Source organism: Pseudomonas sp. NPDC090592 (assembly GCF_044769185.1).
Lineage (GTDB): Bacteria > Pseudomonadota > Gammaproteobacteria > Pseudomonadales > Pseudomonadaceae > Aquipseudomonas.
On the sequence record NZ_JBIVXJ010000004.1, the window covers coordinates 251,799 to 266,097 of the forward strand.

Annotated in this window: 17 protein-coding genes; 9 read left to right on the forward strand and 8 right to left on the reverse strand. The window is 62.2% G+C overall.

The window, feature by feature from the left end:
- Positions 1–18: 18 nt before the first annotated feature.
- Positions 19–1,050, reverse strand: coding sequence for a phosphate ABC transporter substrate-binding protein PstS (pstS, locus tag ACIQUI_RS05420; protein ID WP_201207019.1), 1,032 nt, complete (start codon positions 1,048–1,050; stop codon positions 19–21).
- 183 nt (positions 1,051–1,233) lie between these two features.
- On the opposite strand from pstS, the gene ppk2 reads away from it, so the two are divergent.
- Positions 1,234–2,151, forward strand: a complete 918-nt coding sequence (gene ppk2 / locus ACIQUI_RS05425; protein ID WP_403195639.1) for a polyphosphate kinase 2 — start codon at positions 1,234–1,236, stop codon at positions 2,149–2,151.
- Between the two features lie 191 nt (positions 2,152–2,342).
- On the opposite strand, the gene ACIQUI_RS05430 is transcribed toward ppk2, so the two are convergent.
- Positions 2,343–2,732 (reverse strand): NUDIX hydrolase, encoded by a 390-nt coding sequence (locus ACIQUI_RS05430; RefSeq protein ID WP_403195642.1) that lies wholly within the window; start codon positions 2,730–2,732, stop codon positions 2,343–2,345.
- A 163-nt stretch (positions 2,733–2,895) separates the two neighbouring features.
- Here ACIQUI_RS05430 and ACIQUI_RS05435 point away from each other — a divergent pair, with 163 nt between their 5' ends.
- Together ACIQUI_RS05435 and uvsE are read left to right on the forward strand one after the other, a co-directional pair.
- The gene (locus ACIQUI_RS05435; RefSeq protein ID WP_403195645.1) at positions 2,896–3,276 is read left to right on the forward strand and encodes a termination factor Rho; all 381 of its coding nucleotides are present in this window, start codon (positions 2,896–2,898) and stop codon (positions 3,274–3,276) included.
- 153 nt (positions 3,277–3,429) lie between these two features.
- Positions 3,430–4,443, forward strand: a complete 1,014-nt coding sequence (uvsE, locus tag ACIQUI_RS05440; protein ID WP_403195648.1) for a UV DNA damage repair endonuclease UvsE — start codon at positions 3,430–3,432, stop codon at positions 4,441–4,443.
- 21 nt (positions 4,444–4,464) lie between these two features.
- Here the strand turns inward: uvsE and ACIQUI_RS05445 are convergent, their stop codons facing one another.
- Both ACIQUI_RS05445 and ACIQUI_RS05450 read right to left on the reverse strand, forming a co-directional pair.
- Complete coding sequence (locus ACIQUI_RS05445) at positions 4,465–4,698, reverse strand: hypothetical protein (protein ID WP_403195651.1); 234 nt, start codon at positions 4,696–4,698, stop codon at positions 4,465–4,467.
- A gap of 147 nt (positions 4,699–4,845) precedes the next feature.
- Positions 4,846–5,160, reverse strand: coding sequence for a DUF2834 domain-containing protein (locus ACIQUI_RS05450; RefSeq protein WP_403195652.1), 315 nt, complete (start codon positions 5,158–5,160; stop codon positions 4,846–4,848).
- Between the two features lie 106 nt (positions 5,161–5,266).
- Between ACIQUI_RS05450 and ACIQUI_RS05455 the strand changes: the two genes are divergently transcribed.
- Positions 5,267–6,085: a helix-turn-helix domain-containing protein gene (locus ACIQUI_RS05455; RefSeq protein WP_403195655.1), complete on the forward strand. Its 819-nt coding sequence runs from the start codon at positions 5,267–5,269 to the stop codon at positions 6,083–6,085.
- Here the strand turns inward: ACIQUI_RS05455 and ACIQUI_RS05460 are convergent.
- Complete coding sequence (locus ACIQUI_RS05460) at positions 6,075–6,860, reverse strand: 2-keto-4-pentenoate hydratase (RefSeq protein WP_403195657.1); 786 nt, start codon at positions 6,858–6,860, stop codon at positions 6,075–6,077. The two genes, ACIQUI_RS05455 and ACIQUI_RS05460, sit on opposite strands and share 11 nt — an antisense overlap.
- A gap of 320 nt (positions 6,861–7,180) precedes the next feature.
- Positions 7,181–7,645, reverse strand: a complete 465-nt coding sequence (locus ACIQUI_RS05465) for an Lrp/AsnC family transcriptional regulator (RefSeq protein WP_403195660.1) — start codon at positions 7,643–7,645, stop codon at positions 7,181–7,183.
- 119 nt (positions 7,646–7,764) lie between these two features.
- Between ACIQUI_RS05465 and ACIQUI_RS05470 the strand changes: the two genes are divergently transcribed.
- From ACIQUI_RS05470 to ACIQUI_RS05480, 3 genes are all read left to right on the forward strand, one after another.
- A complete protein-coding gene (locus tag ACIQUI_RS05470) occupies positions 7,765–8,484 on the forward strand; it encodes an AzlC family ABC transporter permease (RefSeq protein ID WP_403195662.1) in 720 nt (239 codons plus the stop codon).
- On the forward strand, positions 8,481–8,783 hold the full coding sequence (locus ACIQUI_RS05475; RefSeq protein ID WP_403195665.1) for an AzlD family protein: 303 nt from the start codon (positions 8,481–8,483) through the stop codon (positions 8,781–8,783). Before ACIQUI_RS05470 ends, ACIQUI_RS05475 begins: the two co-directional genes overlap by 4 nt.
- 173 nt (positions 8,784–8,956) lie before the next feature.
- The gene (locus tag ACIQUI_RS05480) at positions 8,957–9,679 is read left to right on the forward strand and encodes a TetR/AcrR family transcriptional regulator (protein ID WP_403195668.1); all 723 of its coding nucleotides are present in this window, start codon (positions 8,957–8,959) and stop codon (positions 9,677–9,679) included.
- Here ACIQUI_RS05480 and ACIQUI_RS05485 read toward each other — a convergent pair.
- Complete coding sequence (locus ACIQUI_RS05485) at positions 9,651–10,127, reverse strand: Lrp/AsnC family transcriptional regulator (protein ID WP_403195671.1); 477 nt, start codon at positions 10,125–10,127, stop codon at positions 9,651–9,653. The genes ACIQUI_RS05480 and ACIQUI_RS05485 overlap by 29 nt on opposite strands.
- 107 nt (positions 10,128–10,234) lie before the next feature.
- Here ACIQUI_RS05485 and ACIQUI_RS05490 point away from each other — a divergent pair, with 107 nt between their 5' ends.
- Positions 10,235–11,080: an EamA family transporter gene (locus ACIQUI_RS05490; protein WP_403195674.1), complete on the forward strand. Its 846-nt coding sequence runs from the start codon at positions 10,235–10,237 to the stop codon at positions 11,078–11,080.
- Between the two features lie 153 nt (positions 11,081–11,233).
- Complete coding sequence (locus tag ACIQUI_RS05495; protein ID WP_403195677.1) at positions 11,234–12,460, forward strand: MFS transporter; 1,227 nt, start codon at positions 11,234–11,236, stop codon at positions 12,458–12,460.
- A gap of 168 nt (positions 12,461–12,628) precedes the next feature.
- On the opposite strand, the gene ACIQUI_RS05500 is transcribed toward ACIQUI_RS05495, so the two are convergent.
- The gene (locus tag ACIQUI_RS05500; protein WP_403195679.1) at positions 12,629–14,254 is read right to left on the reverse strand and encodes a methyl-accepting chemotaxis protein; all 1,626 of its coding nucleotides are present in this window, start codon (positions 14,252–14,254) and stop codon (positions 12,629–12,631) included.
- Between the last annotated feature and the right edge of the window lie 45 nt (positions 14,255–14,299).

The window sequence follows — 14,299 nt, forward strand, 5'->3', positions numbered from 1 at the left end:
ACCGGGAGCGCCTGGGTTTTACTGGATGTTGGCAGACGCTTTACGCACCTGGTCGACAACCGACGGTGGCAGCGGGATGTAACCCATCGAGTCGGCGATCTTCTGGCCTTCGGTCAGACCGTACTCGACCATTTCACGCATGGCCTTCGCCTTTTCCGGGTTGCCGTTGTCCTTGCGGAAGATCATCCAGGTGTAGGAAGTGATCGGGTAGGACTTGGCGCCTTCCGGGTCCGGCAGGGTCGCGATCAGGTTTTCAGGCATTTTCACCGCAGCCAGTGCCTCGGCACCGCTCTCGGCGTTTGGCACGACGTATTGGCCGGCTTTGTTTTCCAGTTGGGCGAAGTCGACCTTGGCCAGCTTGGCGAAACCGTACTCGATGTAACCGATGGCGCCTGGGGTCTGACGAACGGTGGCGGTTACGCCGTCGTTCTTCGGCGACTTGATGAACTTGTCGGTGGCCGGCCAGTTGACGGTGTTGCCTTCACCCAGCTCTTTCTTGAAATCGGCGTTGATGGCCGACAGGTGCTTGGTGTAAACGGCGTTGGTACCGCTGGAGTCGGCACGCACGACCACGGTGATCGGCAGGTCAGGCAGCTTCAGCTCCGGGTTGGCAGCAACGATCTTCGGGTCGTTCCACTTGGTGATCTTGCCCAGGAAGATGTTGGAGTACACATCGCGAGGCAGTTTCAGCCCTTTCGGGTTGCCTGGCAGGTTGTAGGCCAGGACGATTTCGCCAGCGGTCATTGGCAGCAGCTGTACGCCTTCGCCAACCTTGGCAATGTCTGCATCGCTCATGCCCGAGTCACTGGCGGCGAAGTCGACGGTCTTGTTCAGGAAGTCCTGAACGCCTGCGCCGCTACCCTTGGACTGGTAGTCAACGGTGACGCCAGCAGTGTTCTTGCTGAAGTCCTTGAACCAGGTCAGGTAGATGGGTGCAGGGAAGCTCGCGCCGGAACCGGTCAGGCGAACGTTTTCTGCGGCAAATGCTGCACCAGTGGCGCAAAGGGAGACGGCAACAGCGAGTGCAGCAGACTTCATCAGGCGTATCATCTAAAAGCGCTCCGTGTGATGGCCGGCACACTTTGCATCTTCTGTGTTACAGCTTTGTGACGGTTGAGTGGCGGGCCCCGAGGTAGAGCTTTTTGCCTGTGCCATGACGGCAGGTTGATGTCATGCCTTGGTAACCGAAGGCGATTATCACTTTGCCATCCCTCCCCCGCACGAGCGCTTGCCATGTCCCCGACCGAACACAACCTGATGAGGCGCATTCACCGCGAGCTGCTTGATCACAGCGATGAAGAGCTTGAACTGGAACTGGCCGAAGACGGCCACGACCTGAATGCGCTGTTCGATGAACATGTCGAGGACGGCAGCGAAAAAGCAGCGCGCAGGACGTATTTTCGCGAGCTGTTCCGCCTGCAGGGCGAACTGGTGAAGCTGCAAAGCTGGGTGGTCAAGACCGGGCACAAAGTGGTGATCCTGTTCGAAGGCCGCGATGCTGCCGGCAAAGGCGGCGTGATCAAGCGCATTACCCAGCGCCTCAACCCACGGGTCTGCCGGGTGGCCGCCCTGCCCGCCCCGAACGACCGCGAGCGCACCCAGTGGTACTTCCAGCGTTACGTTTCACATTTGCCCGCAGCCGGCGAAATCGTGCTGTTTGACCGTAGCTGGTACAACCGTGCCGGCGTGGAAAAGGTCATGGGCTTTTGCAATGGCGACCAGTACGAGGAATTCTTCCGCACCGTGCCGGAGTTCGAACGCATGCTGGCCCGCTCGGGGATCCAGCTGATCAAGTACTGGTTCTCGATCTCCGACCAGGAGCAGCACCTGCGCTTTCTCAGCCGTATCCACGACCCGCTCAAGCAATGGAAACTCAGCCCCATGGACCTGGAGTCGCACCGGCGCTGGGAGGCCTACACCAAGGCCAAGGAAATCATGCTTGAGCGCACCCACATTGCCGAAGCGCCCTGGTGGGTGGTGCAGGCCGACGACAAGAAGAAGGCCCGACTCAACTGCATCCATCACCTGCTGGGGCAAATGCCCTATGAAGAAGTGCAAGTGCCGACGATCGAGCTGCCGCAGCGGCTCAGGAAGGAAGACTATATTCGCAACCCGACACCGATGGACATCATTGTGCCGCAGGTTTACTAAGACCTGTTAGCGCGGCGTATCAGGGCCGCTTTGCGGCCCATCGCCGGCAAGCCAGCTCCCACAGACCCCGCGTCAGCTTGAGGTAGTCTCTTCGGGCATCGAGGCTCATGCGGTCGGTGTGGGAGCTGGCTTGCCGGCGATGGGCTGCGCAGCAGCCCCAGATCCCCGGCACAACCGGAAAAGTTACTGTATCAAGCACAACGCCTGAGCAAGGTCTTGATCGGCCGCCTGACCCGGCGCTTGGCCACCTGCCGCGGCTTGATCCAGCGGCAGGCGTCTATTTCGTTCAACGGCCGTGGTTTGTCCGCCGCCTTGCGCGCCTCGAACAGGTAGTGAATGACACGGTCTTCCCGATACTCACTGACAAAGCGCAGCTCATCGAAGGCCAGGCCGGTTTCTTCGGCCATCTCGCGCCGCGCAGCCTGCAGCGGCGTCTCGTCGGGCTCGACCCGGCCACCGGGCAGGTTCCACTTGGCGTTGCGCTTGCGCACGAACAGTACCTGGCCGTCCTTGCGGTAGATCACCGTGGCCCGCAGCTTGATACCTTTGCGCCTGGCTGTAGCGCTGTCCATTGCCTTCATGCGTCATCCCGGTTCGACTGGCTGGGCCGGAGCCCTGGAACGGCTCCTGTCTCAACGCTAACGCGACTATGTGTCGATTGAATGACGGCCGCTCATCCATTTTCCGGCACTTCGTCGGTGTGCAGGTTTCAACCGCTCAGGCAACCCTGCAGGAGTAGACACCATGCCACGCGGCGACAAGGACAAATACACCGACAAGCAAAAGCGCAAGGCCGAGCACATCGAAGAAAGCTACGAGCACAAGGGCGTGTCGAAAGACGAAGCCGAGGCGCGCGCCTGGGCCACCGTCAACAAGCAGTCCGGCGGCGGCGAGAAACAGGGCGGATCGGGCAGAACGACCAGTACCAGCGAGAAGAAAACAGCGCGATCAGACTCGGCCAAGCGGGCGGCGAAGTCACGCCAGGGTAATGCGCGGACCTCGGACAGTTCTTTGCAAAGCCAGACCAAGGTAAGCCTCATGAAGGAAGCGCGCAGTAAAGACATCAAAGGCCGCTCCAGCATGACCAAGGCCGAGCTGGTAGAGGCCCTGAGCAAGCACGGTTGATGACGCCCTGGGAGATTCTACGATTTCTGGCTTCAGGGTTGGCAGGTGCTCGCCAACGCATCTTCAGCGCCTGTGAGATCCCCGTGGGAGCGGGCGAGCCCGCGAACACCGGCAAAGCCGGTGCCATCCACACCCACTATCCGGAGACTGCCAATGCCGCGCCTGGGCTTCGCTTGCATGTACCGCCACCCGCACCGCAGCCTGTCGATCAAGGCGCTGGAAGCCATCGAGCGCACCTTCAACCCACGCACCACCACCTTGCGCTGGCTATCCGGCGCCAGTCAGACGGCCGCACGGACCAAGCTGCTCGAACTGGTGCAGCACAACCTCGATGCCCAGCTACGCCTTCTGGGTTACGTCAGCGAACTGCCACCAACACTGCACATGCTGCGCCTGAGCAGCGACCTGCTGCCGCTCTACAGCCACCCCGGCGTTGCCCCGCTATACCGTGAGCCAGCCTTCCAGGCACTGATGGCCGAACGGTTCGCCGCCATCGGCCAGCTGGCCCGCGAGCAGAACATTCGCCTGTCCTTCCACCCGGGCCAATATTGCGTGCTCGGCTCGGACCGTGCCGAGGTCGTGGAGCACAGCCTGGCCGAGTTCGAATACCACGCCGACATGATCCGTATGATGGGTTTTGGCCAGACCTTCCAGGATTTCAAGTGCAACGTGCACATTGCCGGACGCCTGGGTACGGCGGGCATCCGCCAGGTGTGGCCACGGCTGTCGCAGGTGGCGCGTAACGTGATTACCTTCGAGAACGATGAAAAAACCTACGGTGTCGATGACTGCCTGGCGGTGGCCGATCTCGCACCCGTGGTGCTGGACATTCACCATTGCTGGATCCACGAAGGCGACTACATCACCCCGCACGACCCGCGCATCGAACGCATCATCGACAGTTGGCGAGGTGTACGGCCGGTCATGCATTATTCGCAGCCACCCGAGCATCTGCAGGCACTCGGTTTTACTGCCGAGACCAAGCTGACCCTGCCGACACTGCTGGTAAAGGTAAACAAGCGCGACCTGTATGCGCACAGCGCGCAGATGTGGAACGACTGGACCAACCGCTACGCCCTGCAGTTTCTCGAGCGGTTCGACATCATGTTCGAGGCCAAGGACAAAAACCTGGCCACGCTGGACTATTACCGCCGCTATGTCGCCTGATGCCTTGGCTACTAGATGCAATCAACCCATGCCGACAAAATCCGCATCACCGGCATCACCGCAGCGGTTGCGGCTCGCACATTCGAATTCGGCTTGGGCACGGGTGGAAAAATTCAGGCTCAGACGCAGCTTTTCCTGAGTGTCGTAAAGGTCATAGCCCTCCCCCAATGCGGCGGGGAAACCGAGCCGCCGTGGGTAAACCTCTTTCTGGATTGGCACTGCGGGCACCACAACGAAGCGCGTCTGCATGATCATCCCTCTTCGGCAGTGCTTAAGTATTAGTACCGCTATGTGAAAGCATCAAGATGACTCATGCAATATTTTGGGTCAGGTGCAAAGATTCGCTGCAATGGGGGTGCGAAAACCCAGGTAAATAACCCCGACGCCGTAGAGCAGCATTCACTATGGCTGTCGCCCCTCGGCAACTCCTCTGGTCACCAGGTACGACAACGGCCCCAGCGAAACGAATACCGCGGTCAGCAGCAGGTATGGCAACACCGAGACCACGGCGTTGCCCCGCAGGCGGTTGTCCCGCACCATCCAGCAGCATGCCAGCCCCGCCATCAGGTACAGGTCAATCACCACCTGGGCAGTATCCGGCCGCGACAACAGCGCCAGGCCGAACGCCAGCAGCGATTGCTCGGCAATCAGCATCGTCCAGCCGGTATACAGCGAAAACAGCACCAGCAACGCCAGTGCGCAGATACGCAAGCCCATGTCACGCTCCTTGGTAGGGTTTGCCGCCACAGTAGTGATAGGGTTGCCTGCGCTCAATGACCCGTGAGGTCATGGACATTGCACTCAAGGACGATAAGGGCAACGCATGAACGAGCATCTGTTCCATCGAAATACCCCTGCCCCGCACACTGCGGCTGGCCAGCATCTGCGTCACCTGCGCCGGCAGGCCAACCTCAGCCAGCTGGACCTGGCGTTGCTGGCCGGGCTGTCGCAGCGTCATCTGAGCTGTGTGGAAACCGGGCGGGCCAGGGCCAGCCCGAGCACTTTGCATGCCCTGTTGTCGGCGCTAGGTACGCCGCTGGAGCACTGCAACGAAGTATTCGTCGCCGCCGGCTACGCACCCCGCTACGCTGCCTCGCCGCTCGATGCGCCGGAACTGGCATTGGTCAATACTGCTATCGAACACATCCTGCAGGTGAACAACCCCGCACCGGCGATCGTCATCGACAGCAACTGGGATGTGATCGCCGCCAATACCAGCACCGGGCTGCTGCTGGCGATGGCCGGCGTTACCGCACAGCCGGCGACCGGCCTCAATCTGCTGCAGACACTGCTGTGCCCCGGTGGGCTGGGTGACCACCTGGCCAACGCGCCAGAAATCCGCGCCGCGGCCTGGCAACGTGCGTCCCGGGAGGCCGCCGGCAACCCGGCGCTGGCAGAGCGCCTGCGAGGCTTGCCGGCCCCGGGCAGCCAACTTGATGCTGCCGCGGCCACACCCGTGCTGCTGACGCGTGTGCGAACGCCCTATGGCGAACTGAGATTCCTGTCCACATTTACCACCTTCGGCATGCCGCAGGACATAACCGTGCAGTCACTGCGCATCGAACACTTGATCCCCGCCGACGCGCAAACACGGCAGAGAATGCAGACAGCGTTCGAACAGTGGTCGATCGTTACAGCGTGAACGACAGCGCCCGGCCAATGAACCTGGCATTGACCTGATGCCCTGTCTGGCTCAGGTCGAATGGCTGGCACATGGCCCCAGTGGTGACCACATCACCTGCTTTCAGTGTGTGCCCGCGCTCGGCGGCGTGCGCATACAGGTGGGCCAGCGACACCAGCGGGTCGGTCGCTGCATCACCGGACAAACCACCCGCCCGCAATTCGCCGTCTACATACACCTCGGCGGTTTCGGCGAGGTCCGCCAGTAGCGCCACGTCGATGCCTGCGCCCAGGCTATCGCTGATTACCAGTGCCTCGAAGCCAACGTTGTCGGCGACAAAGCTCGGCCAGCCGACAGCCTTGCGGTCGACAAAACGCGAGCGCACCACTTCGAAGGTGACGCAGGTGGCGCGGATATCTTCGCTGACCGGCGCGCGCCCGGTTTGCGGGGGGATATCACGGTCCAGAACGAAGGCAACTTCGCATTCGATGGTCACTGGCGTCACAGCCGGCAGCTGGATATGCACGCCGTCTGCGTGGCAGCGCTTTTCTTCCAGCTGGCCGATCAGCGGCCGGGACAGATTGGCCGCACGCATGCCAGCCGGGCTGCCGACCCCAAGCTTCCACCCGCAACGCTGGCCCGCCGCGGCAGCAAACAGCTGGTCCTGGCTGTCGTAGCCTTGCTTCAAGGTCTCGGGCTTGAGGCTGGCGGGCAGTTCCGTCAGCAGTTCACCACTGCGCCAATGCTGCAACAACAAGGCGGCGGTGCGTTGGGATACGAAGAGCGAACTGTTCATCAAGACCTCATGGTGATGGGCGTTGGCGGGGTTCAGATGCTAGGGCCTGGGATTGATAAGGATAAATATATTGTCATGATGCTTGGGATCACAATCCGTTATGAATTTGCCCATCGCGACACCAGGCCGCGCTCATGGAGTTGCACATAACTTACTGATTTAGCGGGGAACCTGTGGGAGCGGGCTTGCCCGCGAACACCGGCAAAGCCGGTGCCATGCACTGCGTTGCATTCTTCGCGGGCTCGCCCGCTCCCACAGGGATTGCGCAAGCTTTGAGACTTTTGAACAATCCCGTTCATAACGCTGGGGGCATGCCGTGGTTAAACCGGCAGTTCGGTGGTCAGTTTGATCTTCTCCATCGGCACTTCGGTCTTCACGTTCTGCACCACGCTCAAACTGGTCAGGTGCTTCACCTGGAAGCGGCGATAGGCCTCCAGGTCCGCCGCAACCACCCGCAGCATCAAATCACAATCGCCCGCCATCACATGGCACTCCACCACCTCTGGCAACAGGCGCACGGCCTCGACGAACTCATCAGTCGTATCCTGATCCTGACGCTTGAGCCACACCCGCACGAACAGGGTCAACCCCAGCGCCACCTTGGCCGGGTCGAGCAATGCCACGTAGCGCTCGATCACCCCCGCCTCCTCCAATAACCGCACCCGACGCAGGCACGGCGAGGCAGACAACCCCACCTGCCTGGCCAATTCCTGGTTCTGCAACCGGCCATCACGCTGCAGCGCCCGCAGGATACGGCGATCGATGGCATCGATCTTGATTGGCATTGGTTTAGATCCTTTTCGAAATTAGCAGCAGCATATGCCAAATCCTCTGTGCTCCTTTGCAACTACGCAAGCCAATTCCAGCGATTCATTGGAATAATTTTCCTTCACCGGAGGAAACCATGAATACCCTTGAACCTGTACTGAGCGATCCCCCCGCCACAACACCGCCAAGCGAATTGCGCCGTGGCGCCATCGCCGCCTTGCCAGTGCTGCTGGGCTTCGTTCCCTTCGCCCTGGTACTCGGCGCGCAGGCGTCCCAGCACCAGCTTTCAGCTGGCGAGGTGGCGCTGATGACCGGGCTCAACTTCGGGGGTGGCTCGGAGTTCGCCGCCATCGAACTGTGGACCTCACCGCCGGCGATCCTGGTGATCGTCGCCATGACCCTGCTGGTCAACAGCCGCCACCTGCTGATGGGCGCCACCCTGGCGCCGCACCTGCGGCACCTGCCACTACCCAAGGCACTGGGGGCGCTGTTCTTCATGTGCGACGAGAGCTGGGCCATGGGCCTGGCCGATGCACGCGAGCGCGGTGGTTTCAGCCTGCGCTATTTCATGGGTGTGTCATTGTGCCTTTGGGCCACGTGGGTCACCTTCACCAGCCTTGGCGCGCAAGCCGGGCCGCTGCTCGGCGACCTGCGCAGCTATGGCTTCGACATGGCCTTCGCCGCCGTCTTCCTGGTGCTGCTCAAGGGCATGTGGAAAGGTGTGCATGCCGCCCTGCCGTGGTTGTTCAGCCTGTTCACCGCAGCGCTGTTCTACCTGCTGATCCCCGGTGGCTGGTACGTGCTTGCAGGCACCGTGGCCGGCCTGGTGACCGCCTACCTGTGGGCCAAGCCATGATCGACGTCGCGACGCTGACCACCATCATCGGTATGGCCGTGGTCACCTACCTGACCCGGGCGCTGGGCTTTGTCCTGCTGCGCAAGCGCACCCTGGGGCCGCAGCTGACCCAGGTGCTGAACGCCGCGCCCGGCTGCGTGCTGATTGCAGTTATCGCGCCCAAGTTCGTGACCGGGCAGCCGGCCGACCTGATTGCGCTGGGCCTGACCGTATACGCCGCGACCCGTTACGCCATCCTGCCGGTGGTGCTGTTTGCGGTTGTCATCACCGGCCTGCTGCGCCTGCTGTTACCTGCCTGATCAGGCTGGTGGGGCTTCATTGAGGCCCCTGCTGCCTCCCTCGCCACATTTCAGCCATTGCCGAAGCACTTTCACCTCGTGGAGAGCGCTGCCTTGCAACGCCTCGCTAAAAGCATGACACTCGCTATATACTTTTTTATACATCGAAACCCGAAAGCCCAGATGACGCCTTGATGTACGCTCAAACCAATACGCCGAATGCTGCCAACGACCAAGGTGCTGCCCCACACGGCGCGCTTGACCAGTCGCTTGGCAACCCCGGCATACGACGCAAGAACCTCAAGCTGATCCTGAGGGCTGCCAGCGAAGCGTTTTCCGTGAGCGGTTTCACCGCCACCCATTCGCACGACATTGCCGAACGCGCCGGTTTGCCCAAGGCCAATCTCTATTACTACTTCCAGAGCAAGGAAAACCTTTACGTCCAGGTGCTGATGAGCTTTCTCGAGCCGTTGCTGAAGGCCTCGGCAGCGCTGCGCCACAGCGACGACCCGGTGCTGGGCCTGCAGGCCTATATCAAGGCGCGCATCCGCATCATTCGCGAACACCCGTTCGCTGCCACCGTGTTCAGCCAGGAGTTGCTGTCAGGGGGCAAACGCCTGCCCGAGGCGGGCAAGCACATGCTGCAGGAAGAGGCCCGGCGCAACGTGGCCTGGCTGCGCCACTGGATCGAGCTTGGCCGGCTGGCGCCCTGTGATCCTGAACACCTGATGATCTTCATCTGGTCGGCAACCCGCACCTACAGCAACCTGGCCTGGCAGATGGCGCAGGTCAGGGGCCTACCCGCACCTGACAAGTCGGACTACGACCTGGCTACCAGGACAGTCACCCAGATGGTGCTGGGCGGGGTCGTGCCTCGACTACAAGCCGCTAGACTGGAACACCCAACCCCACCTTGACCTTGTCCAGCACAATCAGCGTGCGGTAGGTCAGGATGTCTTCGTTGTCGGCAAAGTGCAGCCGCACCAGCTTTTCGAAATGCGCCACGTCACGCGCCAGCATGACGATGATGAATGACACGCCGCCGTTGACGAAGTAGCACTGCTGTATCTCCGCCACACTGGCGAAATAGCGCTTGGCCCGGTCCATCACCAGCGAACGGTCGTCGCGCAGGCGCGACTCGACGATGGCGGTAATCATCTGGCCAACGCTTTCCGGGGCAATCACCGAGGTGTTGGCTGCAATCACCCCACTGGCCTCCATCTGCGCAACCCGCCGCTGCACGGCGGGCGTGGACAGGCCGATATCCTCGGCAATGGCGCGCTGCGAAGTCTTGTTGTCTTGCTGCAGCAAACGCAGGATCGCGTGATCGAAACTGTCCAGCGGACGGTTGGTGCAGTCACTCATGTTTGGGTTCCAAAGAAAGCAGTTCACTCATCAGGGGCCTATTTTCACAGCAATTGCTTCGCAGGCCGAGCACTAAAATGGCGCCTCGAATGTTGCTGGAGCCACGCGTGGACGCAAAAAATGCTGGAACCTTCGCCCCGGTCGGTGCTGCCATCGTGGCACTGGTCTCGGTGCAGACCGGGGCGGCCTTGGCCAAGACCCTGTTTCCACTGGTTGGGCCCGAGGGCGTGGTCGCCTTGCGGCTGGGCCTGTCGGCGCTGATCCTGCTGGCGCTTCTGCGCCCCTGGCGCATCTGGCGCCAGGCCAACATGCTGCACCTGCTGGGCTATGGCCTGATGATGGGCCTGATGAACATCCTGATTTATCGCGCCTTCCTTTACATCCCGGTGGGCATCGCGGTTTCCATCGAAGTCATCGGCCCGCTTGGGGCGGCCTTGCTGTCTTCGCGGCGGCGGATCGACTTGCTGTGGATCGCCTTGTCGGGCGCCGGGCTTACCTTGCTGCCTTGGGGAGCGGACAGCCAGGGCCTGGACTCGCGTGGCGTCATGTACTCGCTCGCTGCCGCCTTGGCGTGGGGGCTGTATGTGGTGCTGGGCAGCAAAGTCGCGGTGCACGGCAAGCAGTCTGTCGCCACCGGCATGTTGTTCGCGGCGCTGCTGGGGGTACCGCTGGGCGTCAACCACGCCGGGGTTGAGCTGTTGGCCCCGTGGGTGCTCATGGTAGGGTTGGGCGTCGCCCTGCTTTCCAGTACAGTGCCGTTTTTGCTCGATATGTACGCCATGCGCCACCTGCCGCCAAGCATTTTTGGCGTGCTGCTCAGCGCTTCGCCGGCAGCAGGGGCAATCGCCGGCTGGCTGATCCTCAACGAAGTGCTGACGCTGATCCAATGGCTGGGCATTGCCGCCATTGCCATGGCCTGCGCAGGGGCGGCGCTGTTGGGGCGCCGCCGATAGCGGCCGCTCTGCGCAAGGCGTTTCATCGATTGCACTAATGATTACTATCACCCCAGCCGCCTGTCGGCCTGGCAGGCGTGCCCCCTATAATCGCCGCGAAATCCCCCCTCTTGCGCCTGCTACAGGCGACATCCCTTCTTGGAATCCGACACCATGCCAAGTGCCAGCCAGGCCCCTCGGGCCGTTCCCGAACACAATCAACAGAGCATCACCCAGCAGTGGCTGGCGATTCTCTCGGTCGCCGTCGGCGCCTTTGCCCTGGTCACCAGCGAGTTCCTGCCGGTGGGCGTACTCAACGACGTGGCCAGTGACCTGGGCATCAGTGCCGGCCTGGCCGGCCTGATGGTAACCCTGCCCGGCATCATGGCCGCGCTGGCCGCGCCGATCATTTCCGTGGGCGTCGGTGCACTGGACCGGCGCTACCTGCTGATCGGCCTGACGCTGATCATGATCATCGCCAACGCCATCGTCGCCTATGCCGGCGACTTCAACCTGCTGCTGGTCGGCCGTGTGCTGCTGGGTGTGAGCATCGGCGGCTTCTGGGCCACAGCCATCGCACTCAGCGGCCGCCTGGCACCTGATGGCATGGGCGTGGCCAAGGCCAACTCGATCATCATGGCTGGGGTAACCCTGGCGACCGTGGTGGGCGTGCCTGTGGGCACCTGGCTGAGTGGCCTGATGGGCTGGCGCATGACCTTCCTGGTTACCGCACTGGTGGGCGTGCCGGTGCTGCTGGCACAGGTGTTCCTGCTGCCACGGCTGATGCCGGAAAAGGCCATTCGCATCAGCGACCTGCCAGCCCTGTTCATCAACCCGCAAGCACGGGTAGGTTTGATTGCCGTGTTGCTGATCGGCCTGGCGCACTTTGCCGCGTATACCTATGTGGCGCCGTTCTTCAAGCAGAATGCCGGGTTTGACGGGCCTACCATTGGTTCGTTGCTGTTGCTGTATGGCGTGGCAGGCTTCATGGGTAACATCTTCGCCGGCTTTGCGGCCAACCGCAGCGTGCGGCACACCTTGATGCTGGTCGCGTTCATGATTGCCGTGAGCACCGCCCTGTTCCCGCACTTCGCCACCAGCATGACTGGCGCGGCGATGCTGATCGCGCTGTGGGGCTTCGCCTTTGGTGCGTTCCCGGCTTGCGCCAACATCTGGATGTTCGTCGTGGCGCCCAAGGATGTGGAACGTGGCATGCCGCTGTTCGTGGCCTTGTTCCAGGTGATCATCGCCGTGGGTTCGTTCTTCGGCGGGCAGGTGGTCGACCATATGGGCACGGCCGTGCTGTTGAGCCTGGCCACGGCGCTGGTGGGCTGTGGGTTTGTCACGGTGCTGGTGTTGGGGCGTAATGTGAGCAATAGCCTGGCGGCGCAGCCGGGCTGAGGTTGACCACCTAAAGGCGGTGTAATACCTGTAGGAGCGGCCTTGTGTCGCGAAAGGGGTGCGAAGCGCCCCCGCAATCTTAGCGTCGCCGCATATGTTGCCGGGGCCGCGCTGCGGCCCTTTCGCGACACAAGGCCGCTCCTACACGCCCAGTGCATGCCTTGCGGCTCAGACCCTGAACCGCGCCACCAGCGCCGTCATCTCCCCTACCAACCCCGCCATTGCCTTGCTCGCCTCGCTGGTCTGTTGTGCCCCCGCCGCCGACTGGTCCGACAGCTCACGGATGTTCAGCAGGTTGCGGTCCACCTCCCGCGCCACCTGGGCCTGCTCTTCGGCCGCACTGGCGATTACCAGGTTGCGCTCGTTGATTTCGCCAATCGCACTGTAGATACCTTCCAGCACCTGCCCCGAGGCCAGGGTCACGTCCAGCGTCGACTGGGCGCGGTTGGTGCTGGCCTGCATCGAGGCCACCGCCGCTTCGGTGCCAGCCTGCACACGGCCGATCATCTGTTCGATTTCCTGGGTCGACTGCTGCGTACGGTAGGCCAGCGTGCGTACCTCGTCCGCCACCACCGCAAAACCGCGGCCGGCCTCACCCGCGCGGGCCGCTTCGATGGCGGCATTGAGCGCCAGCAGGTTGGTTTGTTCGGACACCGAGCGGATCACTTCCAGCACCTTGCCGATGTCTCGCACTTGCCCAACCAGTTGCTCCAGGTGCGCGCTGCTGGTCTGGATCTCGCGGGTCATGGCCTCGGTACCGTCGATGTTGTCGCTGACCTGCCGGCGGCTTTGCGCGGCCAACTGGTTGGACTCACTGGTGGTTTGCGAGGTGGTAATGGCGTTGCGCGCAACTTCTTCCACGGCCGTGGTCATTTCTGTAACAGCGGTGGCAGCCTGCTCCAGCTCCTGGCCCTGCTGGCGCAGGTTGTTGGCGCTTTGTTCGGTAACCGCGTTCAACGCCGTGGCGGCGGCGTCCAGCTGCCCGGCACAGTGACTGATCTGCCCCAGGGTGTCGCGCTGGCTCTGCTGCATGCGCTGCAGTTCGTGGAACAGTTGGCCGATTTCGTTGGTGCCCTGCCCTTGTACCGGCACGCTCAGGTCACCCCCGGCAATGCGCTGGAAGTGCCGACCGGCTTCGCGCAACGGGTGCAGCACCCGCTGGGCAATGAACGCCCAGCACAACACCGCCAGCAACAATGTAACGCCCAGCAGCCCAAGGCTCAGCAATTGGGCGCGGGCCAGGCGACGGTCGGACTCCAGCATGATCTGCTGGCCGCGGTCACTCAAGGCGCCGACCAGTTGCTGGCGCAGCGCCTGCAACCGCCCCATGGCGTTGCCGGCGTCGGCGTTGACCTTGAAGTACTGCTCCAGCGAACGCTGGCGGGTCGCCTCACGCTGCCCGGCAACTGCCTTGGCGTACTCGGCAAAGGTGGCCTGCAGTTCGGTGGCCAGTGCATGCTGGGCGGGTTCGCGGGCGTTTTCGACAAATGCGTCTACCAGCTTCTGGCTCTTGTCGTTCAACTCAATCGACAAGGCCATGCGCTTGCCAGCGCTCTCGTCATGGCCGCCCAACTGTTCGATAAAGCCCGACGACACGTTGGCGCTGGCGCGTATCGCCATCAGCAGCGCGTTGTTCAACCGGTCCGACTGGTGCGCAGTCTGGTCCAGTTCGGTGATCTGCTGGTCGCTGCCCACGGCTGCCCACCAGGCACTGACGGTGGAAAACAGCAAGGTCAGGCTGAACAATGACAGCACCCAGAACATTCCGGTACGTATCTTCAGGTTGGCAAGCATGCAGGCAGTACTCCTTGTTGGCACCACTTCCGGTCGCTGATTCGA

Bases quoted from the DNA above. Each gene is read 5' to 3' on its own strand.
- pstS (WP_201207019.1), bottom strand. From the start codon at position 1,050: ATGATACGCCTGATGAAGTCTGCTGCACTCGCTGTTGCCGTCTCCCTT.
- ppk2 (WP_403195639.1), top strand. From the start codon at position 1,234: ATGTCCCCGACCGAACACAACCTGATGAGGCGCATTCACCGCGAGCTG.
- ACIQUI_RS05430 (WP_403195642.1), bottom strand. From the start codon at position 2,732: ATGAAGGCAATGGACAGCGCTACAGCCAGGCGCAAAGGTATCAAGCTG.
- ACIQUI_RS05435 (WP_403195645.1), top strand. From the start codon at position 2,896: ATGCCACGCGGCGACAAGGACAAATACACCGACAAGCAAAAGCGCAAG.
- uvsE (WP_403195648.1), top strand. From the start codon at position 3,430: ATGCCGCGCCTGGGCTTCGCTTGCATGTACCGCCACCCGCACCGCAGC.
- ACIQUI_RS05445 (WP_403195651.1), bottom strand. From the start codon at position 4,698: ATGATCATGCAGACGCGCTTCGTTGTGGTGCCCGCAGTGCCAATCCAG.
- ACIQUI_RS05450 (WP_403195652.1), bottom strand. From the start codon at position 5,160: ATGGGCTTGCGTATCTGCGCACTGGCGTTGCTGGTGCTGTTTTCGCTG.
- ACIQUI_RS05455 (WP_403195655.1), top strand. From the start codon at position 5,267: ATGAACGAGCATCTGTTCCATCGAAATACCCCTGCCCCGCACACTGCG.
- ACIQUI_RS05460 (WP_403195657.1), bottom strand. From the start codon at position 6,860: ATGAACAGTTCGCTCTTCGTATCCCAACGCACCGCCGCCTTGTTGTTG.
- ACIQUI_RS05465 (WP_403195660.1), bottom strand. From the start codon at position 7,645: ATGCCAATCAAGATCGATGCCATCGATCGCCGTATCCTGCGGGCGCTG.
- ACIQUI_RS05470 (WP_403195662.1), top strand. From the start codon at position 7,765: ATGAATACCCTTGAACCTGTACTGAGCGATCCCCCCGCCACAACACCG.
- ACIQUI_RS05475 (WP_403195665.1), top strand. From the start codon at position 8,481: ATGATCGACGTCGCGACGCTGACCACCATCATCGGTATGGCCGTGGTC.
- ACIQUI_RS05480 (WP_403195668.1), top strand. From the start codon at position 8,957: ATGTACGCTCAAACCAATACGCCGAATGCTGCCAACGACCAAGGTGCT.
- ACIQUI_RS05485 (WP_403195671.1), bottom strand. From the start codon at position 10,127: ATGAGTGACTGCACCAACCGTCCGCTGGACAGTTTCGATCACGCGATC.
- ACIQUI_RS05495 (WP_403195677.1), top strand. From the start codon at position 11,234: ATGCCAAGTGCCAGCCAGGCCCCTCGGGCCGTTCCCGAACACAATCAA.
- ACIQUI_RS05500 (WP_403195679.1), bottom strand. From the start codon at position 14,254: ATGCTTGCCAACCTGAAGATACGTACCGGAATGTTCTGGGTGCTGTCA.